The following is a 24,118-nucleotide window of genomic DNA, read 5'->3' on the forward strand; positions in this document are numbered from 1 at the left end:
GGTCAAATCGTCTGGGTGGCCCGGTCCGAGGCCAGATGTGAGCCCAGGATGTCTTCGATCTTGAGCTTGAGCGCCTGGGATTTTTCGTCCCTGGGGAACTGGATACCCACCCCCTGGGTGCGGTTGCCCATGGCTTTGGCAGGGGTCACCCAGGCCACCTTGCCGGCCACCGGGTAACGTTGTGGGTCATCGGGCAGGGAAATCAGCACGTAAACCGATTCACCCAGGCTGTATTCGCGGGTGGTCGGGATGAACAGGCCACCATCGGCAAAAATCGGGATGTAGGCGGCGTACAGGGCCGACTTTTCCTTGATGGCCAGCTGGATCACGCTGGGGCGCGGAACCCCTGCTGCCGCGCCACTTTCATGTGGGTGTTTGGGCTTGTTCATGGCCGTGAGTTTAGGGCTTGTTGCGCCTGGCTGACCAAGGCCTCCTGCATCAGCCCGACGTTGAACGGGTGCTCCACTGTGCGCATGGTGTCGCTCAGTGCCTTGGCCCAGCTGGTCAGGCTTTGCCAGCTGCCACCTTGCGGCAAATCACCAGCCTCAAAAAACCGTGGTGCGGCGCCGGTCTTGACGGCCAGCAGATCATGGCAGAGCTTGTGCAGGGCATCGACGGTTTGGGCTGGCGTCCAGTCTTTGAACACACTCACATCGCCACGCTGCACGGCTTTGGGCAACAGGCGCCACAAATCGCTGATCGGTGCAAATTGCAAGGCATTGGCGGGTCGGCCCCCGGCGGCGCGCAACATCACCGTGGCCTGGGCAGCGGGCACGCCCTGTGACTGTAACCACTGCATGGCGCTGTTTTGATCAGGCCAGATCATGGTGTGGCCCAGGCAGCGGCTGCGAATGGTGGGCAGCAACAGGTGGGCAGCCTCGGTGGCCAGCACAAATTTCACGTCGCCAGCCGGTTCTTCCAGGGTTTTGAGCAAGGCGTTGGCGGTAAACACATTCATGCGCTCGGCAGGAAACACCAGCACCACCTTGCCCCGGCCGCGGGCGCTGGTGCGCTGGGCGAATTCCACGGTATCACGCATGGCCTCGACCCGGATTTCCTTGCTGATCTTGCGCTTTTTGCTGTCGATCTCAGACTGGGCCTTTTCGCTCAATGGCCAGCCCAGATCCACCAACGCCGATTCGGGCATCAGCACACACAGGTCGGCGTGGGCGTGCACGTCAATGGCGTGGCAGCTGCCGCAATGGCCACAGGCGCCCTGCGGCGTGGGCTGGTCGCATAACCAGGCACGGGCCAGGGCCAAGGCCAGCGCATATTGACCCAGCCCGGAAGGGCCGGCCAGCAGCCAGGCGTGGCCGCGTTGCGCCAGCAGGGTCTGCGCCTGCGCCGCCAGCCAGGGGGCCAGTGGGGTGGAGGCCGTCATGTCAACCAGCCCTTCTGCCGCACGGCCCGCAGCACTTCCAGCCAGACCGTTTCACGCGAATTGGCGGCAGCAATGCGGGCAAATCGCTGCGGGTCGGTCTGCAGGCGCTGTAAATACCCCTCACTGACACGGCTGAAAAAGGCTGCTGGCTGGGCCTCGAATTTGTCAGGCACCCGCACACCCGCCAGACGCCGGGCGGCAATATCGGGCGCCAATTCAAACCAGATGGTCAGGTCGGGTTGACGAACAAAATAACCCTCCAGCCCACGTTTTGACTGCACAAGTTGCTCTAGAAAAGATAGCGTATGGAGATCGAATCCGCGCCCGCCGCCCTGGTAGGCAAAGGTGGCGTCGGTGAACCGGTCACACAGCACCACATCGCCACGGGCCAGCGCTGGCTCGATCAGTTGCTGCAAGTGGTCGCGCCGGGCGGCGAACACCAGCAGGGCTTCGGTCATGGCATCCATGGTGTCGTTGAGCACCAGGGCACGCAATTTCTCGGCCAGAGGTGTGCCACCTGGCTCGCGGGTCAGGGTGACCGCCCTGCCCTGCGCTTCAAAAGCGCGCGCCAGAGCGTCGATATGGGTTGATTTGCCGGCACCGTCGATGCCTTCAAAACTGATGAAAAGTCCCGGAGTGGCCATGGCGGACAGAGGCAGGTTCATGGCCTGCGCTGGTATTTGTTGACAGCACGATTGTGCGCCGTCAAGTCGTTGCTGAATTCACTGCTGCCGTCCCCTCGTGCCACAAAATACAGCGCCTGGCTGGACGCTGGCTGGGCGGCGGCCATCAGGGCCGCCTTGCCTGGCATGGCAATGGGCGTTGGTGGCAGGCCAACGCGGGTATAGGTATTCCATGGGGTGTCGGCCTGCAAGTCACTGCGGCGCAAATTGCCGTCAAAACGTTCACCCATGCCGTAAATCACGGTTGGGTCGGTCTGCAGCAGCATGCCCAGGCGCAAGCGGTTGGTAAATACCGCGGCAATCATGGGCCGGTCACTGGCGCGGCCCGTTTCCTTTTCGATGATGCTGGCCAGCGTCAGCAGTTGCTCCGGGGTTTTCAGCGGCGTGTTGTTCTGGCGCATCTGCCAGGCCGCCTCCAGATGCCGGTCCATCGCGCGCAATGCCCGTGCCAGCACCGCCAAGTCGCTGCTGCCTTTGGCGTAGGTGTAGGTGTCGGGGTAAAAATGCCCCTCGGGCGGGACCCCTGGCCGCCCCAGCTTTTGCATGATCAAATCGGGCTCCAGCCCGCGTGTATCGGACTTGAGCTGCTCTGCTTTTGAGAGTGTTTCAAGAAACTGCCGAAAGGTCAGCCCCTCCACCAGCGTGACGGCGCGCAAGGCTTCTTCACCACGAACCAGTTTGGCCAGCAGGCGCTGCGGCGTGACCTCCCCCTCAAGCTCGTAACTGCCCGCCTTGATCTGGCGGGCCTGGCCAGACAGGCGAAACCACCAGTACAGCAGCTGGGGCGAGGTTTGGACGCCAGCATCCACCACACTCTGGGCAATGCCCCGCACCGGGGTGCCGGGTTCAATCGACAGGTCGACCACCGGTGTGGCCAAGGACAGGCGCTGATGGACCCACCACCAGCCCGAACCCGCCAGCCCCACTGCCACCACCATCAATAAACCGATCAATCGCCGCACAACCCTGTTGCCTTCCACAAAATCAACCGCGCATCATAATCGGCGCCATGCAAAACCAACTCAACGGCGTCGCCCCGCTGACACATTTAGGGCTGATTCGTGCACAGGGCGAGGAAGCCGCCAAATTTCTGCACAGCCAATTCACCAACGATTTTGTGCTGCTGGGCCAGACTGAAGCCCGGCTGGCGGGCTTTTGTACCGCCAAAGGCCGACTGCAAGCCAGTTTCATCGGCTTCAAGCGCAGCCCCACCGATCTCCTGCTGGTCTGCAGCCGTGACATCCTGGCGGCCACACTCAAGCGTCTGTCGATGTTTGTCATGCGTGCCAAGGTCAAACTGAGTGATGCCAGCAGCGACTTTGCCGTGTATGGCTTGGTCGGGTCAGCGGCCATGGATGCTTTCAAAAAAGGAGCTATCCAGGTCCATTCGACGTGGGCTAAGGCCGATTTTGATGATATCAGCCTGATCCAGCTGTATCCGGCAGATGAGGTGCCCCGGGCGCTCTGGGTGGCACCGCTGAACAGCGTGCTACCAGCGGGTGATGTCTTGCCGCCAGCGTTGTGGGACTGGAGCGAGGTGCGTAGCGGCATTGCCACCGTGACCCAGCCCATCGTCGAAGCCTTTGTCCCCCAAATGCTCAATTACGAGTCGGTCGGTGGTGTGAATTTCAAAAAAGGTTGTTATCCGGGGCAGGAAGTGGTGGCGCGCAGCCAGTTTCGCGGCACACTGAAGCGGCGTGCCTACTTGGCGCACGCGGAACTTGCGCTGACCGCGGGCGACGAGCTGTTTTTGCCTGCTGACGAGGGGCAGCCCTGTGGTCTCGTGGCTCAAGCTGCACCGGCCCCAGACGGCGGCTTTGATGCCATTGTGTCGATCCAGATCAGCGCTTTTGAGACCGGTGGTGTCCGTGTGGGACAGGTAGCGGGGCCCCAGCTGGCGCTGTCACCCGTACCCTACCCTTTGCTGGCGGATATTTGAGCCGCCCAGGCATGGTGGCCCCTGGTGGACGAGGCCAGGCCCTCAGGCTGCGGGTTGTTTGGATATTTTGATCCCTGTCAAATAAGACAAGCATAATGTCCCTTGGGTGGATCAGATCAAATTCAAAACCGTTATGCCTTTTGGCGCCAGCATCCGCTGGTCGTCCAGCAAGTTGACATGAAGACTGAAAAGAAGACCGGCAGGCACTGGGTGGTTCGCATGAACTACTTCAATCGCACCGTGTCGTGGGTCTTCGCCTTTGTGCTGCTGGGCTCCCACTTGGTGGACCGTGCTGATGGTGTGATGGGCTGGTTCTGGCTGGTCCTGCAGTTTCTTGTTTATCCCCATCTGGTCTACCTGCGCACCCGGTTGGCGAGTGATCCCCTTCAGGCAGAACTCCAGAACCTGTTGCTGGATTCGTTTCTGTTCGGCATCTGGATCTCGGCGCTGGGTTTTCCGCTATGGATCAGCTTCCCGTTGGTGATTTCCACCTGCATCAACCTGTCGGCATTTCGTGGTCTCCGGGGGCTGCTGCAGGCGACAGCAGCGCTGGCGGCGGGTGTTTTGCTGACGATCCCTGTCACGGGCTGGCATTTCCAGCCCGATACCAGCCTGATCACCAGCTTGCTGGCCATCATGAGCCTGTCAACCTACCTGACGCTGTTTGCCTTTGGTGCGCACAAACGCACACTCAAATTGCATGAAGTGCGATTGAAACTGCGCCAGAGCGAGCAGGCACTGCACAAGCAGATCGCGGAAATCAGCTTTCTGCAGGGACAGTTGACCGAGCAGGTCAACCGCGACCCGCTGACCGGGCTCTTCAATCGTCGTTACCTCGATGCCACCCTGGATCGGGAAATTGCCCGCTGTGAACGGGAACAGAACCCGCTTTGTCTCATGATGGTCGACATCGACCATTTCAAACACATCAATGACACCTACGGTCACCAGGCGGGTGACGCCGTACTGGTGCAGGTGGCAAAAACACTGTCAGATGAGTTACGTGCCGGCGACATTGCCTGCCGCTACGGTGGCGAGGAATTCCTGCTGCTCATGCCCAATCTGACACCGGCAGTGGCGATGGAACGTGCGGAAGAACTGCGCAAAAAACAGGCAGCCAGCAATATTCTGGTCTCAGGCCAGCAAATGGCGGTGCGTCTGTCCATTGGCCTGGCCTCATTGCCATCGGATGCTCTTACCGCCCATGCGCTGATCCGCAATGCAGACGCCGCGCTGTATCAGGCCAAGCAGCAGGGCCGCAATCGTGTCGTCTCGTTTGTCCAAGTGACGGCGACCTGAACGCCGACCGGTTCAAAGACCGTCCTCTTCCGGCGCAATCCGCCCGGCTTCGATGGTGATACGCCGCTGGCAGCGTGCCGCAATGGCCTTGTCGTGGGTCACCAGCACCAGGGTGGTGCCCAGTTCGCGGTTCAGGTCAAACATCAGTTCCATCACCGTCTCGCCGGTGGCAAAGTCCAGGCTGCCGGTAGGCTCGTCAGCCAGCAGCACGGCCGGCTGGACCACAAAGGCACGTGCCAGCGCCACCCGCTGCTGTTCACCGCCCGAAAGTACCCTGGGGTAGTGGCCCAGGCGCTGCGACAAGCCCACACGCGCCAGCATCTCGGTGGCAGCCTGGCGGGCATCACGCCGGTTGGCCAGCTCCAGCGGCAGCATCACGTTTTCCAGGGCGGTCAGATTGCCCAGCAATTGAAAGCTCTGGAACACAAAACCCATTTTTTGCGCCCGCAGTGCGGCACGGGCATCTTCGTCGATGGCAAACAAGTCCTGACCGGCCAGATGCACCGTGCCGCGACTGGGGACATCCAGTCCGGCGATGATCGACAGCAGCGTGCTTTTCCCGGAGCCGGAGGCACCGACAATGGCGACGGTTTCCCGCTGGCTCAAACGGAAATCGATATCACGCAAAATGTCGAGTGTGCCGGTGGAGTCACTGACGGACTTGAAGACGTGCTCAACCGAAATAATGCAATCTGACATGGATGTTTCTTTGAATTTGATGACAATGAACCGCCGCCACTGTATCGCGTTGGCAGCGACGCTGGCGGCGGTGGGGATTCCTGCCCACCCCGCACGGGCCCAGACCGCGGCAGCCAAACGCCTGCCCGGCACCATTCTGGTCGTTGGAGATTCGTTGAGTGCCGAGTATGGCCTGCAGCGCGGCAGTGGCTGGGTAGCGCTGCTGGAAAAAAAGCTCAAGGCCGAGAAAATCGCAGCCACGGTGGTCAACGCCAGCATCAGCGGTGACACCACATCGGGTGGACGCACCCGCCTACCAGCCTTGCTGGAAAAACATCACCCGACCCTGGTGGTGATCGAACTGGGTGGCAACGATGCGCTGCGTGGCCTGTCATTGGCGATGACGCAGGACAACCTGATGGCCATGACACAGGTGGCGCAAAAGGCCGGGGCCAGGGTGCTGTTGCTGGGCATGCAGATGCCGCCCAACTATGGGCGCGACTACAGCCAGCGTTTTGCCCAGATGTATGTGGATGTGGCCAAGTCCGGCAAGGCGGCGCTGGTGCCGTTCCTGCTCAAAGGCATCGCTGACGTGCCTGACAGCGCCCGCTGGTTTCAGGCCGACCGCATCCACCCGCTTGAGGCGGCGCACCCAGTGATCTTGGCTAATGTCTGGCCCGAGTTGAAAAAAGGATTGTGATGAGTCTGACCCCTATGAGTGCGGCCGAAGCCATGAGCCGGCTGGCCGATTTCGACACCATCATCGATGCCCGCAGCGAAGACGAATTTGCCGAAGACCACCTGCCCCAGGCCGTGAACTGGCCCACGCTCAACAATGACGAGCGCCGCGAGATCGGTACCCTGTACAAACAGGTGAACCCATTTGAGGCCCGTAAACGCGGTGCCGCCGTGGCGGCGCGCAATATCGCCGCGCACATCGAGCGCGAGGTGATGGACAAGCCCAAGGACTGGAAGCCGCTGACCTATTGCTGGCGCGGCGGTCAGCGCAGCGGCGCACTGTCGCTGATCCTGAGCCAGATCGGTTTTCGGGTGACCCTGATCGACGGTGGCTACAAGGCCTTTCGCTCCGCCATGGTCCAGGACATTGACCGTCTGGTATTGCCGCTGCAGTTCCAGGTGGTGTGCGGCCCGACGGGCTCCGGCAAAACCCGTTTGCTGCAGGCACTGGCCGCGCAGGGCGCGCAGGTGCTGGACCTCGAAGCCCTGGCCAACCACCGCAGTTCGGTGCTGGGGGCCATTCCGGGGCTGCCCCAGCCCAGTCAGAAACACTTTGACATGTTGATCTGGGACACGTTGCGCCATCTGGACAACAGCCGGCCTGTGTACGTGGAGAGTGAAAGCAAGAAGGTCGGCAATGTGTCCGTCCCGGCCACCCTGGTGCAGGCCATGCGCCAGAGCCCGTGCCTGAATTTACAGCTGTCCGACGCCGAGCGTGTAGCCTTGTTGATGGAGGACTACGACTATCTGGTGCGTGATGTGGATTATTTCTGCAACCGCCTGGCGGTGCTGACGGCGCTCAAAGGCCGTGTGGTGGTAGAGGGCTGGCAAGCCCAGGCGCGTGCCGGTGCCTTGGCGCCGGTGGTGCAGGACTTGTTGACCAGTCATTACGACCCGGCCTATTCCCAGTCCATGCAGCGCAATTTTGTTCAGTTCAATGATTCAAAAACCATAGCACCCATGGACCGTTCCATGCGGGCTATGGCCGATTTGGCTGCTCAAATACTGGCCTGTGCGGCGGGCTGAGTGGATACCAACGGCATCAAGCCGTCGGGGCTGAAGGGTCGACCTGGGCACCGGATGGATCCGATGACTCGACTGGCGCGCCCTCACCCGCCTTGCGTTGGGCCTTCTCCTTCAGCTTTTCTTCTTTTTTCTTCTTTTTAGCCAGTTCTTTTTGACGTTTTTCGTAGCCGTAATTAGGTGTTGCCAATGTAGTCTTTCAAGGTTGAAGGCTGCGATTTTACCTGCTGGCTCAAGCCAGGCACTGCAGCGCCTGGGCCAGATCAGCCTGCAAGTCAGCCACCGCTTCCAACCCGATCGAAAAACGTACCAGGGTGCCTGGCTGCAAATGGGCTGGCCAGCCTTGGCGCATGCCGGCCAACTCGTAAGGCACCACCAGGCTAACGGGGCCACCCCAGCTGTAACCAATCTTGAAGAGTTTCAGGGCATCACAAAAGGTATCCACCTGGGCCTGGCTGTAGTCGGGCTTGAAGATGACACTGAACAGGCCGGCAGCCCCGCCTGGCGTGTTTTGGCACAGGGCACGCCAGTGGTCGTGCCCGGGTGATGTAGGCAATGCCGGGTGCAGCACCTGGGCAAACTCGGGGCGGGTCAGGCTCCACCGGGCCAGGGCGCGGGTGGCTTCATCGTGGCTGCGATAACGCAACGGCAGGCTGGGCAGACCACGCAGCACGGCCTCGGCATCGTTGGCGGCGACCCCCAGGCCCAGCCGCATGTGGCACAGCTTGAGCTTCATGTGCAGACGCTCATCGGTGGTGATGATGCTGCCCATCAACACGTCACCGCCGCCGCTGGGGTATTTGGTCAGCGCGTGCACCGAGATGTCCACCGCCAGTGCCGGGCTGGCGCCGGGTTGCAGGTCAAACGGTGTGAACGCCAGTCCTGCGCCCCAGGTGTTGTCCAGCGCACACAAAATGCCAGCGGCCTTGCAAATACGCACCTGCTCCAGCAGGTCGGGGAACTCAAGGGTGACCGACCCGGCGGCCTCCAGCCAGATCAGACGGGTCCGGGGACTGATCTTGGCGGCCAGATCCTGCGGAGCCAGCGGGTCATAAAACCGATGACTGATGCCCCAGTGCGCCAGTTCGCCTTCGGCCAGCGCCTTGCTGGGGCCGTAGGCGTTGTCGGGAATCAGCACCTCGTCACCGCTTTGGAGCAAGGCCAGCGCCACCGTGGCAATCGCCGCCAGCCCGCTGGGTACCAGCAGGCACTGGGCACCGCCTTCCAGGGTGCACAGGCGTTCTTCGAGCGTGTAGGTGGTGGGGGTACCGTGCAGACCGTAGGTGTAGGCGCTTTTGTCTTTCCAGTCAAAATGGCGCATGGCAGCCACGCTGGGGAAAAACACGGTCGAGGCCTTGAACACACCTGGCTGCGGTGCGGCAAAACCTGCCGGCGGTGTGTAAGGGTGATGGATCAGGTCGGTGCTGGAAGCGGACATGGTGCAATGGGGCTCACAAACGAAAGGAATGGGCGGCAATCACACGGCGGCTGTCAAACGCTCCACTTCTGGATCAGTTGTTCGGGGCGCAGGCTGTCGTAGCTCTCGAACGGCTGATGAATCCAGGGGTTGGTGGGCAGGTATTCCACACAGTAGTCAGCCGCAAAAGTCGAGATCGCCTTGGTCCAGATCACGGCACTGCGCAGTTCGGTGATCGGTTTGTAGTTGCTCTTCAACTGCGCGATGACGGCATTGAGCGTGTGGCCGGAATCGGCCAGATCGTCCACCAGCAGGACTTTTCCGGCGATCTGTCCCTTGGGGGTGGTGATGTAGTGGGCAATGTCCAACTGCCCCTGCACCGTGCCTGCTTCCGAGCGGTAGGAGCTGGTGGACATGATGGCCAATGGCTTGTCAAATACGCGCGACAGGATGTCGCCCGGGCGCATGCCACCCCGTGCCAGGCACAGGATGGTGTCGAACTGCCAGCCGGATTGATGGACCTTGATGGCCAGTTTTTCGATCAGGTTGTGGTATTCGTCATAACTGACGTACAGGTGTTTGCCGTCTTCAGTCAACATGAATTTACTCCTGAAAATATAGCTAATAAGGCAATGAATACGTGGGCTAGAGGCCTATTTTTTATATAAACCGGTTGACCCGCAGGGTGACCGGTTCAATCAGCCAGAAAAGGATGACGCATCATGATGGTGTGAGCCCGGTCCGGGCTGGTGGACACGATGTGAATCGGCACGCCAGTGACCTGCTCGATACGCTGCAGATACAGGCGGGCGTTGGTGGGTAACTTGTCGTATTGCGTCACACCCACGGTGCTGTCGCTCCAGCCGGGAATCGTTTCATACACCGGTTTGCAGCGGGCAATGTCATCTGCCCCCATCGGCAAAATGTCGGTGAATTCACCGTCGAGTTCGTAGCCGGTGCACAGTTGCAGTTCTTCGAGGCCGTCGAGCACGTCGAGTTTGGTGATACACAGGCCGGTCAGGCCATTCACCTGGGCCGAACGCTTGAGCAAGGCCGCATCAAACCAGCCGCAACGGCGGCTGCGTCCGGTGGTCACGCCTTTTTCGGCACCCACGGTGCTCATGTGGTAGCCGGCTGTCCCTTCCTTCTCCCATTCCAGCTCGGTCGGGAACGGTCCACCGCCAACGCGGGTGCAGTAGGCCTTGGTGATGCCCAGCACATAGTGCAACAAGCCTGGACCGACACCAGAACCTGCAGCGGCGTTGCCGGCCACACAATTGCTGGAAGTGACAAACGGATAGGTGCCGTGGTCCACATCGAGCAGCGTGCCCTGGGCGCCTTCGAACAGCAGGTTTTCACCACGCAGGTGGGCGTCATTGAGCTCGCGCGAGACGTCCGCCATCATGGGTTTGAGCAATTCGGCATGGCGCATGGCTTCGTCATACACGGCCTGGAATTGCACTTGCCCGTCTTTCATGTAGGGTGCCAGTGTCGGACCGAAGTTGAACGCGCGGGACCCGAGGTAGGTGGTCAGCACATGGTTGTGCAAGTCCAACAGTTCACGCAGCTTGGTGGCAAAACGCTCGGGGTATTTCAGGTCCTGTACCCGCAGGGCACGACGTGCAATCTTGTCCTCATAAGCCGGACCGATGCCGCGACCGGTGGTGCCAATCTTCTCGCTGCCGCCCTGCTCCCGGGCTGCTTCACGGGCCACGTCCAAGGCCGCATGGAATGGCAGGATCAGCGGGCAGGCTTCGCTGATGCGCAGGCGCGAACGCAACTCGACCCCCACTTTTTCCAGGCCTTCAATTTCCTCGAACAGTTTGGCGGCCGACAGCACCACACCGTTGCCGATGTAACACTTGACGCCCGGGCGCATGATGCCGCTGGGAATCAGATGCAAGGCGGTTTTGACGCCGTTGATGACCAGGGTATGGCCGGCATTGTGGCCGCCCTGGAAACGCACCACACCCTGGGCGCTCTCGGTAAGCCAGTCCACCAGCTTGCCCTTGCCTTCGTCGCCCCACTGGGTACCGACGACAACCACATTACGTCCTTTGATAGCAGTCATTTTGTTTCGTTTCTCTGTCTCAGATGGCTTGCACAACCCATTGTCCGGCTACATTGAGCAGCTCGCGGTCGCAATGGAATTCATCAACTTCACTTTCATGTCCTGGCAACACGCACACCACAACTTCACCGCGTGAGCGCAAGGCCGCAATGGCTGCGGCCAGCGCGGGTTCATCACGCCAGGGGGCACGAATGGCGGCTTGCAGCGGCGCCGGGTTCACCGCACCGACCAGCGTCTTCAGATCCAGGCTGAAGCCGGCGGCGGGGCGATTGCGGCCAAAGACCGCTCCAACCTGATCGTAGCGGCCACCGCGGACCAGGGCGCCGTTGCCACCGGGCGCATACATGGCAAAACGCGCCCCCGTGTAATAGGCATACCCTTGGAGGTCAGCCAGGTCAAAGGTCACCTGGACACCGGTCAAATGCGCCGCGAGCTGCTTCAGGTTTTGCAGTGCCTCATGCACACCCGCAATGGGTGGCAAGACTTTTTCTGCCTCTTGTAACACGGTGGCATCGCCATACAGCTGAACCAGTGTCAGCAGGCCCTGACGCACCTGTGCTGGCAACTCATGGGTGAGCGTGGCCAGTTCAGGGCTGTCCTTGGCAGCGAGGGCGGCGTAAAGCGCTGCCAGTTGGGCTGCACTCAGGGACACCCCCGACAGCATGGCTTTGACGAGGCGGGCATCGGCCAGATCCACACTGGGCGCCTGCACATGGGCAGCCCGCAGACAGTCCAGCGCCAGGGTCAACACCTCGATATCGGCTTCCAGGCCGGCATGACCATAAATTTCAGCACCAAACTGCAAGGGTTCCCGGGTGGCATGGGGGGCGCCAGGCCGGGTGTGCAGGATCGGACCGCAGTAACACAGACGGGTGACGCCACTGCGGTTGAGCAGGTGGGCGTCGATTCGCGCCACCTGCGGTGTGCTGTCGGCGCGCAGTCCCATCATGCGGCCAGAGAGCTGATCCACCAGTTTGAAGGTTTGCAGATCGAGTGCTTCGCCAGCACCGGTCAACAGGGATTCAAGATGCTCCAACAGCGGTGGCATGACCAGTTCATAGCCATAACAACGCGCCGTATCCAGCAGGTCTCGACGTAATTCTTCGATGTGCCGGGCTTCAGACGGCAAGACATCGGCAATGTGATCCGGCAGGACCCAAGCAGACATGTGATTGTGGGAGGCTGTTAAAACCCGGATTTTACCGGGCGAAAGCGGCGGATTTTGTCAAACCAGCCACCAAATCAGCAGAACCCCCAGAAGCAAGCTGCACAGGCCGAAAAAACGCAACTGGCCATCGTCAAGTTGCAAAATCTGCAAAAAGGTCCTGCGCCAGGTCGCTGGTGACACGAAAGGCATGAAGCCCTCAATGAGCAGCACCAGTGCCATGGCCAGCCAGAAAGTGGTACTGTTCAACCCCTCTTGCATGGCTATTTTTTGCCACCAGTGGTTGCTGGCGGGGTATTGCCACGCAGGACCTTGAAGAAGTCGGAACTGCTTGGGTCAACCACCATGACGTCGCTCTTCTTGGCGAAAGTGGCCTTGTAGGCATCCAGACTACGGTAGAACTGGGCAAACTGCGGGTCACGGCCAAAAGCCTCCGCGTAGGTGCGGGCCGCTTCGGCATCACCCTCCCCCTTGATCTTCTGGGCGTCACGGTAGGCATTGGCCACGGTCACTTCGCGTTGGCGATCAGCGTCGGCGCGGATTTTTTCGCCTTCGGCTGCACCAGTGGAGCGCAACTCATTGGCCACACGCTTGCGTTCGGCTTCCATCCGGCGGTAGACCGACTCGGTGATGGCATCCACATAGTCCACCCGGGTGATGCGCACGTCAATCACATCCACACCCCAAGGTTTGGCGCCACGAACCTGGCTGAGCACTTCCTTCTTGACGTCCTCCATCAAGGCTTCGCGTTTGGCCGAGAGCAGTTCCTTCACCGTGCGTTTGTTGATTTCTTCCTGAAAGGCATTACGTACCACGCGGTTAAGCTGGCTGGCACCCGCTGCTTCGGTGGTGCCGACATTGCGAATGTATTCGGAGGGTTCGGAAATGCGCCAGCGCACATACCAGTCAATCACCACCCGCTGCTTTTCGGCGGTCAGCACCGGTTCGTTGTCGGAACTGTCGAGGGTCAACAGGCGTTTGTCAATGTAAGACACATTCTGGAATGGCGGTGGCAACTTGAAGTTCAGGCCTGGTTCGGTGATGACTTCCTTGATCTGCCCCAAGGCAAAGACCACGCCAAACTGCCGCTGATCCACTACAAACAGTGTGGAGCTGGCCAACGCCAGTACCACCAGCAAACTCGAAAAAATAAAACCTAAGCGATTCATGGGGTGGCTCCTAGCGGGTTTCGCGGGTGCGAGCGCGCGCGGCATCTCGGGCACGGGCATCGACAGTCGCAGCGGCGTCAGTGGCCGGACTGCCCGGTGGGACTGCTGGCACTGGTGTGGCGGCGGCGGGGGTGTCCTGGGACGACTGCCCTGTCATTTGAATGATTTTGTCCAGCGGCAGGTAGAGCAAATTGGACCCCTGTTTGGAGTCCACCATGACCTTGGTCACATTGCTGTAGATTTGCTGCATGGTGTCGATGTACATGCGATCACGCGTCACCTGCGGTGCCTTTTGGTACTCTGCCAGCACTGACTTGAAGCGCTGCGAATCACCTTGTGCCTGGGCGACGATACGTGCCTTGTAAGCGTCTGCTTCTTCTTTCAAACGTGAAGCAGCACCAACGGCACGCGGTATCACGTCATTGGCGTAGGCTTGGGCTTCGTTTTTGGCCCGTTCACGCTCCTGACCAGCCTTAAGCACGTCGTCAAAAGCCGCCTGCACCTGTTCCGGTGGCCGAACACCGCCCTGCTGCAGGTTGATCCCCACCACTTCAATGCCTACCTTGTAACGGTCAAGAATTTTTTGCGTCAGGGCCCGCACACGGGGGGCGATCTGGTCACGTTCCTCAGACAAGGCGCTGTCCATGCGCATCTTGCCAACCACCTCGCGCACGGCAGTTTCAGCGGCCTGCACCACGGCTTCTTCCGGGTTACGGCTCTCAAACAAAAAGGCCCTGGCGTCATTGAGACGGTATTGCACCGCGAATTTGATTTCGACAATGTTTTCGTCTTCAGTCAGCATGGCGGATTCACGCAGGCCCGTAGCCTTGATGATGGTGTCACGCCCGACATCCTTGGAACGGATTTGTGTCACGAACACCAGCTCATGACGTTGAATCGGGTACGGCAGGCGCCAGTTGAAGCCAGCACCCACGGTGGAGTTGTATTTGCCAAACTGGGTGATGACAGCCTGCTGACCTTCCTGAACGATGAAAAAGCCGGTTCCCAGCCAGATCAGGGCCGCCACGCCAACAATCAAACCCGCCCCGATGCCGGCATTTTTCATGTCGGGTTGAAAGCCGCCCGAACTCCCGTTGCCACCACCGCCAGCGTCGCCCCCCGGTGGCGTACCGCGGCCTGTCGGTTTCACATTACCGAAAAGACCACCGAGCTTGCGATTGAAATCACGCCAGAGTTCGTCCAGATCTGGAGGCCCCTGGTTGGCGCCACCTCGGGGCCGGCGATCTTCGTTGCCACGCGGCGGCTCAGCGCCGTTGCCTGACGGACGCTCGGCATCACCACCGGTGTTGTCGGCTGGCTTGTCGTCGCCGCGACCCCAGCGAGGGTCGTTGAGGTTGAACATCCCTCTCAGGCGCTGCGGCAGAAGTGCCAGACTAAAGGTAGGTAATTGAAGTTTCATCGGATCAGCTCTTGTCTAACAGATGGCGATTGTGCCGAATCAGGTGTCAGCCTCATGGCTTTCAGGGAAATGGGTTGCCACTGAAGTTGGGTAACGGGTCATGACTGCATCCGCCAGAAGCTGACGCAGCACAACCAGGCCTTCACCGTCTTTGGCGCTCAAAAAAACCCGTGGTGTCGGTTTGCCATCAAGCTCGTAGCTATCTTGCATGACGGTTGGTCGACATTCTGCCGCGACAGCATCAAGTTTATTGAATACCAATACTTGTGGGATATCACCGGCACCAATTTCCTTGAGTACCCGCTGCACCTCGGCGATTTGGTTCAGGTGATTTTCACTGGAAAAATCGACCACATGCAGCAGCAAGTCAGCGTCCACGGCCTCCTGTAGGGTGGCTTGAAATGCATCAATCAAGCCATGCGGCAGATCACGAATGAAGCCAACCGTGTCAGACAGGGAAATCAGGCGGCCGATATCACCCAAATAAAGTTGACGGGTGGTGGTGTCCAGTGTGGCGAACAATTGATCTGCTGCATAGGCCCGCGCTTTGACCAATGCGTTGAACAGGGTGGACTTGCCCGCGTTGGTATATCCCACTAGCGAGATGCTGAAAGCCTCTCGGCGGTCACGCTGGCGGCGCTGGGTGTTTCGCTGGCGCTTGACTTTGCTCAAGCGTTCTTTGATGCGCTTGATGTTGTCACCAATCATCCGGCGGTCAAGTTCAATCTGAGTTTCACCAGGACCACCACGCATGCCGATGCCGCCGCTTTGCCGCTCCAGGTGCGACCAACGGCGCACCAGCCGGGTACTCAGGTATTGCAGCCGCGCCAGTTCAACTTGAAGCTTGCCCTCATGACTGCGGGCGCGCTGGGCAAAAATTTCAAGAATCAGCAAGGTGCGGTCATTGACCGGCAAGCCCAGATGACGTTCCAGGTTACGCTGTTGTGCCGGGCTGAGGCTTTGATCAAACAAAATTTCCTGCACACCCATCTGTTCCGCAAGCAACTTGATTTCGTCAGCTTTACCACTGCCAATGAACAAGGCAGCGTCAGGTGCCCGGCGCTTGCAAGTGACTCGCGCTACAGGTTTCAGCCCCGCCGTTTCAGCCAGCAAACCGAGCTCTTCGAGCTCGGCATCAAAGTGGGGAAGTCCAAAGTCAACCCCCACCAGCAAAGTGGGGGCTTTGTTCAATTCAGGCGGCGGCAGGCTGGTCACCCTCTGTTGCGGAGAAATTCACGGCACGTCCCGGCACAATGGTCGAAATGGCATGTTTGTAAACCATCTGGGTGACGGTATTACGCAACAACACCACATACTGATCAAAGGACTCGATTTGGCCTTGAAGCTTGATCCCGTTAACGAGATAGATGGAGACAGGCACATGCTCTCGACGCAGTGTATTGAGAAATGGATCCTGTAAGAGTTGGCCTTTGTTACTCACGATATTCTCCGTGTTCGGATAATTGACGAAGCGGCCACGATACCACAGACATGTGCCACATTAGCGCCAGATATTGCGAAACTCACAAACTATTTGTCGTCATGCCTGATCACCAGCGCCTATTCAGCCTTGTCGGCAAAAGGATTGGTCGAGGTTTTCATTTCAATCCGCAACGGCGTTCCCACCAAGTCAAATTCTTTGCGGAAGCGCCCTTCAAGATAACGTTTGTAAGCATCCGTGACGTGTTCCAGCGAATTGCCATGGATCACGATAACGGGTGGATTCATGCCACCTTGGTGAGCGTAACGCAACTTAGGGCGGAACATGCCAGCGCGTTGAGGACTTTGGAATTGCACTGATTCCAGCAGCAGGCGTGTCAGCACTGGTGTTGACATTTTGCAGGTGGCGGCTTTGTAGGCCTGAGCAATCGACGTCCACAACGGCCCCAAACCTTGGCGCTTTTTGGCCGAAATCAAATGCAGATTGGCAAATTTGAGGAAAGCCAGACGCGTTTCGATAGACCGTTTCACCAGTTCCCGTTGATATTCGTCGACGGCATCCCATTTGTTGACAGCAAGCACCACTGCCCTGCCGTTCTCAAGGATATAGCCAGCGATATGAGCATCCTGATCGGTGACTCCCTGGGTGGCGTCAATCAGCAGCAAAACCACATGGGCTGATTCGATGGCTTGTAAGGTTTTAACGACCGAGAATTTTTCAATCGCTTCAAAAACTTTGCCTTTGCGGCGCAAACCGGCCGTGTCGATCAACTCAAATTTCTGACCATTCCGCTCAAAAGGAACCGCAATGGCATCTCGGGTGGTTCCCGGCATGTCAAATGCCACCAATCGTTCTTCGCCGAGCCACACATTGATCAGGGTTGACTTCCCGACGTTTGGGCGACCCGCTACAGCCAGCTTGATGACGCCAGGCTCCGCCTGTTCGTTTTCCTCGTCTGCCTCTTGAAGGTTCAACGGTGCCAGGGCAAGATCAATCAGGGAACGGATACCTTGGCCGTGAGCGGCTGAAACTGGATGGACTTCACCCAGCCCCAATTCGTAGAACTCCACCAACTGGACACCTTCACGCATGCCCTCGGCCTTGTTCGCGACCAAGAGGCAGGGTTTGCCCAATCGCCGCAGGTAATTCGCGATGTCATGGTCCTGGGCCGAAACACCACCACGCGCATCCACCACAAAAATAACCACGTCCGCCTCGGCGACGGCCTGCCGGGTCTGCTTGGCCATTTCTTTGTAAATGCCGCTTGATGCATCAGGTTCGAAGCCTCCGGTGTCGATCACGATGAATTCGTGACCGCCCTGCTTACCATTGCCGTAATGGCGATCACGGGTCAAGCCCGAAAAATCAGCCACGATGGCATCACGTGATTTGGTCAGCCGATTAAACAGCGTTGATTTACCCACATTGGGGCGGCCCACCAGAGCCAATACGGGTTTCATGATGATTTGTCTGCCAATGGGGCGGGTTTATTCGGGCTGAAAGCCAAACACACCACCGTTACGGGTTATTGCAACCAAGGTTCCCCCGGCCAGCACCGGGGTGACTGAAATGGCTGACCCGTCGGTGCTGAGACGGGTCAGAGGCGAGCCGTCCGCCCGGGACAAAAAGTGAATCAAGCCGGTTTCATCACCCACAACAACCGAGCGCCCAAGTGCCAGTGGTGTACTCAACTGGCGATAACGCAGCCGATCTGAAGTCCACACGGATCCACCATCAGCAAGCCCCCAGGCGATCATGCGGCCATCCCCTTCGACACCATAAATCTGTTTGTCATCGCCATGCAGACCCACCACGCCGGACGCTGCTTGCTTCCAGACAACACTGCCACGCGTTGTATTGACACACCCGATGGCAGCCTGAAACGCGCGGGCACAGATTACATGGCCATCACGGGTAACGCCTGCAACCAGATCCACCAAGCGCTCAATATCGTTGGTACCACGCGGAGTGGCAATCGGTGCATCCCATTGCACATTGCCGTTCAAAGGATTGAATCCCACCAACCGGCCAGCCAGTCCAACCACCAGGGTATTGTTGACTGCGATCATGACGCCTGCCTGGCGTAACACCAAGGCTTCGCCAGGTCGTTGATTGGACCAAAGTTTTTTACCTGAACGGGCGTCAAAAGCGCTGACCCCACGGTCGGCACCCAAAACAAAGACACGCTCCCCTGCAACCAGCGGTGCAGTAAAGACTTGACTGGTCAAACGTGTACGCCACAGCTCCCGCGCACCCTCCAAGGTCACCAGTTCGTTGTCACGTGTGACAACCGCCGCATATCGCCCATCACTGCCAACACCTGCGGCAATACGCGCACCAATGTGAGTGCGCCACAAGGCTGCACCAGTAGCTGCATTCAGGGAAATGACGGCGCCATCCGAACCTGCCAACGTGATGCTATTGCCTGTAACAGGCACTGAAAGCGGAAAATCAATCACACCAATTTGACTAGTCCAAACAGACCGCACGCCCAAGAGAGCCGGGTTGGGTCCCAGGTCCGCCGGCTTGGGGACACTTGGTCCGCTGGCACAGGCTACCAATCCCCAAATAGCAAGCGCGCTCAAGCTGAGCTTACACCACCGATGAACACCAGCAATTGTCACCATGTCTTACTTTCCACTCGCCGCCACAACTGGGGCATTCTGCTGCAGATCAATACCCAACGCATTGAGTTTGACTTCAACCAAACGCCGATATTCGGCACGCTGATCAAACAGGCGGTAGGCCTTCTGATATTCGACCGCAGCCTGAGCCTTGTTACCCTGCAACAGCAGAACATCACCTTTTCGATCAGCCACCAAAGCTTCAAATCCGGCTGGAAAGGTTCCAGACAGTTGGCTGATGGCACTGTTATAGTTCTTGGCGTCCAGCAGGATGCCTGCGAGCCTGAGTTTGGCGATCGCCTGATAGCCAGGATCCGTTGACTTTTCGGCCACCCAAGTCAATGCCGACTTGGCGGCATCCATCTTGCCTGCCGTCATATATTGTTTGGCCACCAGCAGCCCGGATTGCTGTGCATAGGTCGTAGCGGCGAAACGCTCCTTCATATCAGCAAAAACACGGTCAATTTTTGTCGCGTCACCCGATTGAATCGAACGCTCAACTTCATCAAACAACGCTGCGGCCTGGTTGGCCTGATTGCGCTGCCAATACTGATAAAAATTCCAGCTGGCAAAAGCGGCCAGAATGACAATCAGAGCCCACGTGATGGCGTTGCCATACTGCTTCCAGAAATGCTTGATTTGATCAAGCTGCTCTTGTTCTTCAAGATCCAAATGATTTGCCATGTCGTGATTCTGTTAAAGGGGAGATTGTAGGGTTGCGGCCCATGAGGCTAGACTTGCCAGCGGCTGTGTCACCTGTTGGGCTGCTGCGTCACGCAAGGGTTTGATTGTGACCCGCTGCGCCTTGATTTCATCAGCCCCGAAAATGAGGGCATAACGTGCACCACTGGTATCTGCCCGCTTGAATTGGCTTTTCATGCTACCCATGCCATCGGGTGAGCTCGTGTGCATCTGAACACTGACGCCTGCAGTGCGCAAGGTATGCAAGACACCCATGATCAGGGGCATGGCAGTTGGGTCTGTGATGATGGCATAGGCATCAAGCCGGGGCTCCGTGCCGGTTAATCCCGAGGCTTTGGCCAGTTCCAGTACTCGGTCAACACCCAGCGCCCAGCCTACCGCGGGTGTGGATTTCCCCCCCAGTTGCTCGAACAGGTAATCATATCGACCTCCGGCACAGACTGTGCCTTGTGACCCAAGACGGTCTGTGACGAATTCAAAAACCGTGAGGTTGTAATAATCCATGCCGCGTACCAGCCGAGGATTGACCGTGTAGGCCACGCCATTGGTTTCCAGAATGGATTTCAAGGTATTGAAGTGAGCCAGCGAAGCTTCTCCCAGGAAATCGAGCAACTTGGGAGCGGCATTGACAATCGATTGCATGTGTGGATTTTTGGTATCCAGAATGCGTAACGGATTGCTGTAGAGGCGACGGCGTGCATCTTCATCCAGTGCATCACTGTGTTGTTCAAAATGAGCAATCAGCGCTTGCCGGTGGGCCAGACGCTCCTGTGGCTGCCCAAGGCTGTTGAGTTCCAGACGAACATCACGCAGGCCAATTTCAGCCCACAATGCAGATGCCATCAAGATCAATTCAGCATCCACCTCGGCACCGGGAAACCCAAGGGCTTCTGCACCAATCTGGTCAAACTGACGGTAACGTCCTTTCTGTGGGCGCTCATGCCGAAACATCGGCCCCATGTAGTACAGCCGCTTGCCACCGTCATACAGCAGACTGTGTTCGAGGGCAGCACGGACCACCCCAGCAGTTGCCTCAGGGCGAAGAGTGAGTGAGTCGCCGTTAAGTCGATCCTCAAAACAATACATTTCCTTCTCGACAATATCCGTCACCTGCCCCAAACCACGAACAAACAGAGGTGTTCGTTCAACAATGGGAGTGCGGATGTTCCGATAAGCAAAACGGGCCATCAACTGGCGTACCTTGGCTTCGAACCATTCAACAAGAGCGGAGTCCGGCGGCAACAGGTCATTCATGCCTTTGACGCCAGTCAGTTTGCCAGCTTGGGGCAGGATTACTTTTTCATTCATGGATTTGTGTATTAGGCTTTGGTGGCGCCAAGTCCGCCAAAACGTTTCTCAACATAGTTTTCAACAATGACCTGAAACTCCTGCGCGATGGCATCACCACGCAGAGTCATGCGTTTCTCGCCATCAATAAAGACCGGGGCTGCAGGTGCTTCACCGGTTCCAGGAAGACTGATTCCGATATCTGCGTGCTTGCTTTCCCCAGGTCCGTTGACGATGCAACCCATCACGGCTACTTTCATTTTTTCTACACCAGGATATTTGTTGCGCCATACCGGCATCTGGGCCCGCAAAAAAGCCTCAATCTGCTGGGTGAGTTCTTGGAACGTGGTACTGGTGGTGCGCCCACAACCCGGACAGGCAGTCACACTGGGAACAAATGAACGCAATTCGAGTGCCTGAAGTATCTCAGCGGCAATGACCACCTCCTGGGTACGTGACTCTCCTGGCTGTGGCGTCAAGGAAACACGGATGGTGTCACCTATCCCTTCCTGCAACAACACGGATAAGGCGGCAGCAGATGCAACAGCACCTTTGACCCCCATACCTGCTTCAGTCAACCCCAGATGCAGGGCATAGTCGCACCGCCGAGAGAGTTCTCGATACACGGAAATCAGGTCCTGAACTCCGCTGACTTTGCAGGACAAAATGATCTGATCCGGATTCATGCCCAGTTCAACAGCCTGTTGAGCAGACTGGATAGCGGAGGAGATCAAGGCCTCATACATGACGGGTTTGGCATCCCAGGGTACTGCCCGACGGCTGTTTTGATCCATCAGATCGGCCAACAACTCCTGGTCAAGGCTGCCCCAGTTGACACCAATACGTACTGGCTTGTTCCAGCGTATAGCCGCTTCGATCATCAAGCCGAATTGCCGGTCACGTTTATCACCCTTGCCCACATTGCCTGGGTTGATCCGGTACTTGGAGAGAGTTTGCGCACATTCTGGATAATCTGTCAGCAAACGATGCCCGTTGTAGTGAAAATCACCGATCAGCGGAACATCGACACCCATACGATCAAGTTGGGCTCGAATATGGGGAACAGCTTGCGCAGCCTCCGGCGTATTGACCGTCAGACGCACCATCTCCGAGCCTGCTAAAGCCAGCGCTTTGATCTGGATAGCAGTACCAATGACATCCACCGTGTCCGTATTCGTCATCGATTGCACGCGTACGGGGGCATTGCCCCCTACCGTGACAAGACGACTTCCCCAGGCCACGGTTGCCTGGCGAGTCTTTCGGGACATCGCACTCGCGGATGCCACCGGCGTTGATCTCTCCATTACTTCACCTCAAATCGGGCCACGTTGTCCTTGGTCACAGCGGTCAGTTCCATTGGCTTTCCCCGCACGGTGACTGAAATCAGGTCGGCCCGCCCCAGTACCACAGTCAATGGCAGCGGACCGGACACCTGCAAAACATCGCCGTCTGCGGTGGTTTTCCGCAACAGGGTCGCACCCCTGGCATCGGTGACCTCCACCCATGAAGCGCCGCGAGCCTGCAAGGAAAGCACCTGCAGTTCCTGCTGGGGGAGCGCCATGGCGGTACTTGATGCAGAAACAGGAGCAACCGTTGGCATGGCACTGGTCTGATTGGCTGCGGCAATGTTCACCACAGGGACGGTCGATGGGAGCGAAGCGGACGAAGGTTCAGCCATCGACGAAGCTGCAACAGCCGACACAGGGGTATTCTGTGATGATGAGCTCATCGGCATGTTCAGTCCCCCTGTATCGGGCTCATGAATGACCAACTTGGCATTGTCCGTTGTCATCTTGGATGGCCAGAATAATAAAACGCCAATGGCCAGCAGGAAAAACAGGACGCCCAAGCCCACTGGACTTTTCAGTTGCGTCAACAGGGCATGATGCGCCCCCCCACCTGCTGGTGTAAACGTTGTATTCAAACCAGCTTCGTCGGTCTTGATTTGTGGAGCTTGCAATTGTGGCAAGGCTGCCATGACCGGGGCTGGATCGAGCTTCAACGTTCGACAAACGCTCAATGCCAGCGCTCGCACAAACACAAGGTCAGGCAGCAGTTCCAAGCGGTCAGCTTCCAGGGCCTCCAGCTTTTTGACAGACACTTTCAGGGCAACCGCCAAGGCTGCGATATGTAAACCTTGCGCCTCTCGTGCCTCACGCAACATGGCACCAGGGAGTGCCCGCATGGTTACACCAGATCCAGATGCTGCCGTACCCGTTTCAGCGCTCTCCTGGGTTGGCTCAATCATCAAATGCTCCGCGTTGATACGATGTCGCTTCCGGTGATTGGGGGAAACGTTTGACCAATTGGGTAGCCAGTTGTGTCATGGCCTCCAGATCTGCCAAACGACGCTCAATTTTGATGCCCAACCAAAGTGTTTCTGCATTGGCCAGCTCGGTGTTATTCAGCCGGCGGATGTAAAACCGTGCACGGGTGTAGTCTTTTTTCTGATAAAGCACTGTGGCCAGATTAAAGCCAGTGACCGGATTGGCCGCATCATATTCATAAGACTTGATCAGGCTTGCCTCAGCTTCCAGCAAGGAACCGGCTTTCATCTGACATAAACCTTGTGCCATATAGGTTTTGGCACGCTCGCCATAAAGCGGATTTGCCAGAGCTTGCGTGAAAAAATTCACGGCTTGCGGATATTGACCATTCTGGCATTTCAACCAACCCAGATTGTGCAAGACATTACTGTCCCGTGGCCTGATCGACAAAGCTTTGTTGAAGCTGTCCTCCGCCACGGCGTAATCGTTCAAGCGCATGTATATCAATCCACGCAAACTGAAAGCATCAGAGTACGTCGGATCTGCCGCAATTGCCTGCTTGATTTCATCCAAGGCAATCGTGGTTTTTCCCTGTTCAAAATAACCCAGTGCCAACTCTACCCGGATGCGCGCACGTTTGCGTTCGGCCGATTCATCCGAATCAGTCAATATCTCACCTCGTCCATTGTCCGCACCCGGCACACCCAGTTGATTGGCACAGCCACCCAAATGCCAACAGACCATCAACATCATGGCCGTAAAAACAAAGCCCGGATGCAGCATCATCTTGATCGCGGGATTGGCAATCATGGTC

General features: G+C 58.1%; 26 protein-coding genes. 4 read left to right on the forward strand and 22 right to left on the reverse strand.

What is annotated here, in order from left to right:
- Window positions 1-2 precede the first annotated feature (2 nt).
- The 4 genes from PHW99_RS00765 to mltG are packed head-to-tail and all read right to left on the reverse strand — an operon-like array spanning window position 3 to window position 3,002.
- The gene (locus PHW99_RS00765) at window positions 3-389 is read right to left on the reverse strand and encodes a PilZ domain-containing protein (RefSeq protein WP_300172750.1); all 387 of its coding nucleotides are present in this window, start codon (window positions 387-389) and stop codon (window positions 3-5) included.
- Entirely contained in the window at window positions 386-1,381 is a 996-nt protein-coding gene (locus PHW99_RS00770; protein WP_300172752.1) for a DNA polymerase III subunit delta', read from the reverse strand. Before PHW99_RS00770 ends, PHW99_RS00765 begins: the two co-directional genes overlap by 4 nt.
- Window positions 1,378-2,025 (reverse strand): dTMP kinase, encoded by a 648-nt coding sequence (gene tmk, locus PHW99_RS00775; protein WP_300172863.1) that lies wholly within the window; start codon window positions 2,023-2,025, stop codon window positions 1,378-1,380. Before tmk ends, PHW99_RS00770 begins: the two co-directional genes overlap by 4 nt.
- Before the next feature lie 17 nt (window positions 2,026-2,042).
- On the reverse strand, window positions 2,043-3,002 hold the full coding sequence (gene mltG / locus PHW99_RS00780) for an endolytic transglycosylase MltG (protein ID WP_300172865.1): 960 nt from the start codon (window positions 3,000-3,002) through the stop codon (window positions 2,043-2,045).
- A gap of 71 nt (window positions 3,003-3,073) precedes the next feature.
- On the opposite strand from mltG, the gene PHW99_RS00785 reads away from it, so the two are divergent.
- Entirely contained in the window at window positions 3,074-4,003 is a 930-nt protein-coding gene (locus PHW99_RS00785; RefSeq protein WP_300172754.1) for a folate-binding protein, read from the forward strand.
- A gap of 177 nt (window positions 4,004-4,180) precedes the next feature.
- Window positions 4,181-5,302 carry a sensor domain-containing diguanylate cyclase gene (locus tag PHW99_RS00790; RefSeq protein WP_300172756.1) on the forward strand — a complete coding sequence of 374 codons (1,122 nt, stop codon included), beginning with the start codon at window positions 4,181-4,183 and terminating at the stop codon, window positions 5,300-5,302.
- 12 nt (window positions 5,303-5,314) lie between these two features.
- On the opposite strand, the gene PHW99_RS00795 is transcribed toward PHW99_RS00790, so the two are convergent.
- On the reverse strand, window positions 5,315-6,001 hold the full coding sequence (locus tag PHW99_RS00795) for an ABC transporter ATP-binding protein (RefSeq protein WP_300172758.1): 687 nt from the start codon (window positions 5,999-6,001) through the stop codon (window positions 5,315-5,317).
- A 25-nt stretch (window positions 6,002-6,026) separates the two neighbouring features.
- On the opposite strand from PHW99_RS00795, the gene PHW99_RS00800 reads away from it, so the two are divergent.
- Together PHW99_RS00800 and mnmH are read left to right on the forward strand one after the other, a co-directional pair.
- Complete coding sequence (locus PHW99_RS00800) at window positions 6,027-6,680, forward strand: arylesterase (protein ID WP_300172760.1); 654 nt, start codon at window positions 6,027-6,029, stop codon at window positions 6,678-6,680.
- Window positions 6,680-7,744, forward strand: coding sequence for a tRNA 2-selenouridine(34) synthase MnmH (gene mnmH / locus PHW99_RS00805; protein WP_300172762.1), 1,065 nt, complete (start codon window positions 6,680-6,682; stop codon window positions 7,742-7,744). Before PHW99_RS00800 ends, mnmH begins: the two co-directional genes overlap by 1 nt.
- 16 nt (window positions 7,745-7,760) lie before the next feature.
- Here the strand turns inward: mnmH and PHW99_RS00810 are convergent, their stop codons facing one another.
- From PHW99_RS00810 to pilW, 17 genes are all read right to left on the reverse strand, one after another.
- Window positions 7,761-7,931, reverse strand: coding sequence for a hypothetical protein (locus PHW99_RS00810; protein ID WP_300172765.1), 171 nt, complete (start codon window positions 7,929-7,931; stop codon window positions 7,761-7,763).
- A 42-nt stretch (window positions 7,932-7,973) separates the two neighbouring features.
- Window positions 7,974-9,179, reverse strand: coding sequence for a PLP-dependent transferase (locus tag PHW99_RS00815; protein ID WP_300172767.1), 1,206 nt, complete (start codon window positions 9,177-9,179; stop codon window positions 7,974-7,976).
- A 53-nt stretch (window positions 9,180-9,232) separates the two neighbouring features.
- Window positions 9,233-9,757: a phosphoribosyltransferase gene (locus PHW99_RS00820; RefSeq protein ID WP_300172769.1), complete on the reverse strand. Its 525-nt coding sequence runs from the start codon at window positions 9,755-9,757 to the stop codon at window positions 9,233-9,235.
- Window positions 9,758-9,852: 95 nt separating this feature from the next.
- Window positions 9,853-11,229 (reverse strand): adenylosuccinate synthase, encoded by a 1,377-nt coding sequence (locus PHW99_RS00825; RefSeq protein ID WP_300172771.1) that lies wholly within the window; start codon window positions 11,227-11,229, stop codon window positions 9,853-9,855.
- A 19-nt stretch (window positions 11,230-11,248) separates the two neighbouring features.
- The gene (locus tag PHW99_RS00830; protein ID WP_300172773.1) at window positions 11,249-12,397 is read right to left on the reverse strand and encodes an ATP phosphoribosyltransferase regulatory subunit; all 1,149 of its coding nucleotides are present in this window, start codon (window positions 12,395-12,397) and stop codon (window positions 11,249-11,251) included.
- Window positions 12,398-12,454: 57 nt separating this feature from the next.
- Entirely contained in the window at window positions 12,455-12,643 is a 189-nt protein-coding gene (locus PHW99_RS00835; protein WP_300172867.1) for a DUF2065 domain-containing protein, read from the reverse strand.
- Between the two features lie 14 nt (window positions 12,644-12,657).
- Window positions 12,658-13,563, reverse strand: coding sequence for a protease modulator HflC (gene hflC / locus PHW99_RS00840; protein ID WP_300172775.1), 906 nt, complete (start codon window positions 13,561-13,563; stop codon window positions 12,658-12,660).
- A 10-nt stretch (window positions 13,564-13,573) separates the two neighbouring features.
- Entirely contained in the window at window positions 13,574-14,983 is a 1,410-nt protein-coding gene (gene hflK, locus PHW99_RS00845) for an FtsH protease activity modulator HflK (protein WP_300172776.1), read from the reverse strand.
- A gap of 39 nt (window positions 14,984-15,022) precedes the next feature.
- On the reverse strand, window positions 15,023-16,174 hold the full coding sequence (hflX, locus tag PHW99_RS00850; RefSeq protein ID WP_300172778.1) for a GTPase HflX: 1,152 nt from the start codon (window positions 16,172-16,174) through the stop codon (window positions 15,023-15,025).
- Window position 16,175: 1 nt separating this feature from the next.
- Window positions 16,176-16,424, reverse strand: a complete 249-nt coding sequence (gene hfq, locus PHW99_RS00855; RefSeq protein ID WP_300172780.1) for an RNA chaperone Hfq — start codon at window positions 16,422-16,424, stop codon at window positions 16,176-16,178.
- Window positions 16,425-16,543: 119 nt separating this feature from the next.
- The gene (gene der / locus PHW99_RS00860; protein WP_300172782.1) at window positions 16,544-17,884 is read right to left on the reverse strand and encodes a ribosome biogenesis GTPase Der; all 1,341 of its coding nucleotides are present in this window, start codon (window positions 17,882-17,884) and stop codon (window positions 16,544-16,546) included.
- A 27-nt stretch (window positions 17,885-17,911) separates the two neighbouring features.
- Window positions 17,912-19,051 (reverse strand): outer membrane protein assembly factor BamB, encoded by a 1,140-nt coding sequence (gene bamB / locus PHW99_RS00865; RefSeq protein ID WP_300172784.1) that lies wholly within the window; start codon window positions 19,049-19,051, stop codon window positions 17,912-17,914.
- A 3-nt stretch (window positions 19,052-19,054) separates the two neighbouring features.
- Entirely contained in the window at window positions 19,055-19,732 is a 678-nt protein-coding gene (locus PHW99_RS00870; RefSeq protein WP_300172786.1) for a tetratricopeptide repeat protein, read from the reverse strand.
- 12 nt (window positions 19,733-19,744) lie between these two features.
- Entirely contained in the window at window positions 19,745-21,058 is a 1,314-nt protein-coding gene (gene hisS, locus PHW99_RS00875) for a histidine--tRNA ligase (protein ID WP_300172788.1), read from the reverse strand.
- 11 nt (window positions 21,059-21,069) lie between these two features.
- The gene (ispG, locus tag PHW99_RS00880) at window positions 21,070-22,341 is read right to left on the reverse strand and encodes a flavodoxin-dependent (E)-4-hydroxy-3-methylbut-2-enyl-diphosphate synthase (RefSeq protein WP_300172790.1); all 1,272 of its coding nucleotides are present in this window, start codon (window positions 22,339-22,341) and stop codon (window positions 21,070-21,072) included.
- Entirely contained in the window at window positions 22,341-23,285 is a 945-nt protein-coding gene (locus PHW99_RS00885) for a RodZ domain-containing protein (protein WP_300172791.1), read from the reverse strand. The genes ispG and PHW99_RS00885 overlap by 1 nt, the downstream gene beginning before the upstream one ends.
- Window positions 23,278-24,114 (reverse strand): type IV pilus biogenesis/stability protein PilW, encoded by an 837-nt coding sequence (gene pilW, locus PHW99_RS00890; RefSeq protein WP_300172793.1) that lies wholly within the window; start codon window positions 24,112-24,114, stop codon window positions 23,278-23,280. The genes PHW99_RS00885 and pilW overlap by 8 nt, the downstream gene beginning before the upstream one ends.
- Between the last annotated feature and the right edge of the window lie 4 nt (window positions 24,115-24,118).

The sequence above is a fragment of the Rhodoferax sp. genome, assembly GCF_028689305.1.
Taxonomy (GTDB): domain Bacteria; phylum Pseudomonadota; class Gammaproteobacteria; order Burkholderiales; family Burkholderiaceae_C; genus Rhodoferax.

Bases quoted from the DNA above. Each gene is read 5' to 3' on its own strand.
- mltG (WP_300172865.1), bottom strand. From the start codon at position 3,002: ATGGTGGTGGCAGTGGGGCTGGCGGGTTCGGGCTGGTGGTGGGTCCAT.
- PHW99_RS00770 (WP_300172752.1), bottom strand. From the start codon at position 1,381: ATGACGGCCTCCACCCCACTGGCCCCCTGGCTGGCGGCGCAGGCGCAG.
- PHW99_RS00785 (WP_300172754.1), top strand. From the start codon at position 3,074: ATGCAAAACCAACTCAACGGCGTCGCCCCGCTGACACATTTAGGGCTG.
- PHW99_RS00800 (WP_300172760.1), top strand. From the start codon at position 6,027: ATGAACCGCCGCCACTGTATCGCGTTGGCAGCGACGCTGGCGGCGGTG.
- PHW99_RS00885 (WP_300172791.1), bottom strand. From the start codon at position 23,285: ATGATTGAGCCAACCCAGGAGAGCGCTGAAACGGGTACGGCAGCATCT.
- hflK (WP_300172776.1), bottom strand. From the start codon at position 14,983: ATGAAACTTCAATTACCTACCTTTAGTCTGGCACTTCTGCCGCAGCGC.
- PHW99_RS00870 (WP_300172786.1), bottom strand. From the start codon at position 19,732: ATGGCAAATCATTTGGATCTTGAAGAACAAGAGCAGCTTGATCAAATC.
- hflC (WP_300172775.1), bottom strand. From the start codon at position 13,563: ATGAATCGCTTAGGTTTTATTTTTTCGAGTTTGCTGGTGGTACTGGCG.
- tmk (WP_300172863.1), bottom strand. From the start codon at position 2,025: ATGGCCACTCCGGGACTTTTCATCAGTTTTGAAGGCATCGACGGTGCC.
- PHW99_RS00825 (WP_300172771.1), bottom strand. From the start codon at position 11,229: ATGACTGCTATCAAAGGACGTAATGTGGTTGTCGTCGGTACCCAGTGG.
- der (WP_300172782.1), bottom strand. From the start codon at position 17,884: ATGAAACCCGTATTGGCTCTGGTGGGCCGCCCCAATGTGGGTAAATCA.
- PHW99_RS00790 (WP_300172756.1), top strand. From the start codon at position 4,181: ATGAAGACTGAAAAGAAGACCGGCAGGCACTGGGTGGTTCGCATGAAC.
- PHW99_RS00820 (WP_300172769.1), bottom strand. From the start codon at position 9,757: ATGTTGACTGAAGACGGCAAACACCTGTACGTCAGTTATGACGAATAC.
- ispG (WP_300172790.1), bottom strand. From the start codon at position 22,341: ATGGAGAGATCAACGCCGGTGGCATCCGCGAGTGCGATGTCCCGAAAG.
- bamB (WP_300172784.1), bottom strand. From the start codon at position 19,051: ATGGTGACAATTGCTGGTGTTCATCGGTGGTGTAAGCTCAGCTTGAGC.
- mnmH (WP_300172762.1), top strand. From the start codon at position 6,680: ATGAGTCTGACCCCTATGAGTGCGGCCGAAGCCATGAGCCGGCTGGCC.
- PHW99_RS00815 (WP_300172767.1), bottom strand. From the start codon at position 9,179: ATGTCCGCTTCCAGCACCGACCTGATCCATCACCCTTACACACCGCCG.
- PHW99_RS00830 (WP_300172773.1), bottom strand. From the start codon at position 12,397: ATGTCTGCTTGGGTCCTGCCGGATCACATTGCCGATGTCTTGCCGTCT.
- hisS (WP_300172788.1), bottom strand. From the start codon at position 21,058: ATGAATGAAAAAGTAATCCTGCCCCAAGCTGGCAAACTGACTGGCGTC.
- pilW (WP_300172793.1), bottom strand. From the start codon at position 24,114: ATGATTGCCAATCCCGCGATCAAGATGATGCTGCATCCGGGCTTTGTT.
- PHW99_RS00795 (WP_300172758.1), bottom strand. From the start codon at position 6,001: ATGTCAGATTGCATTATTTCGGTTGAGCACGTCTTCAAGTCCGTCAGT.
- PHW99_RS00765 (WP_300172750.1), bottom strand. From the start codon at position 389: ATGAACAAGCCCAAACACCCACATGAAAGTGGCGCGGCAGCAGGGGTT.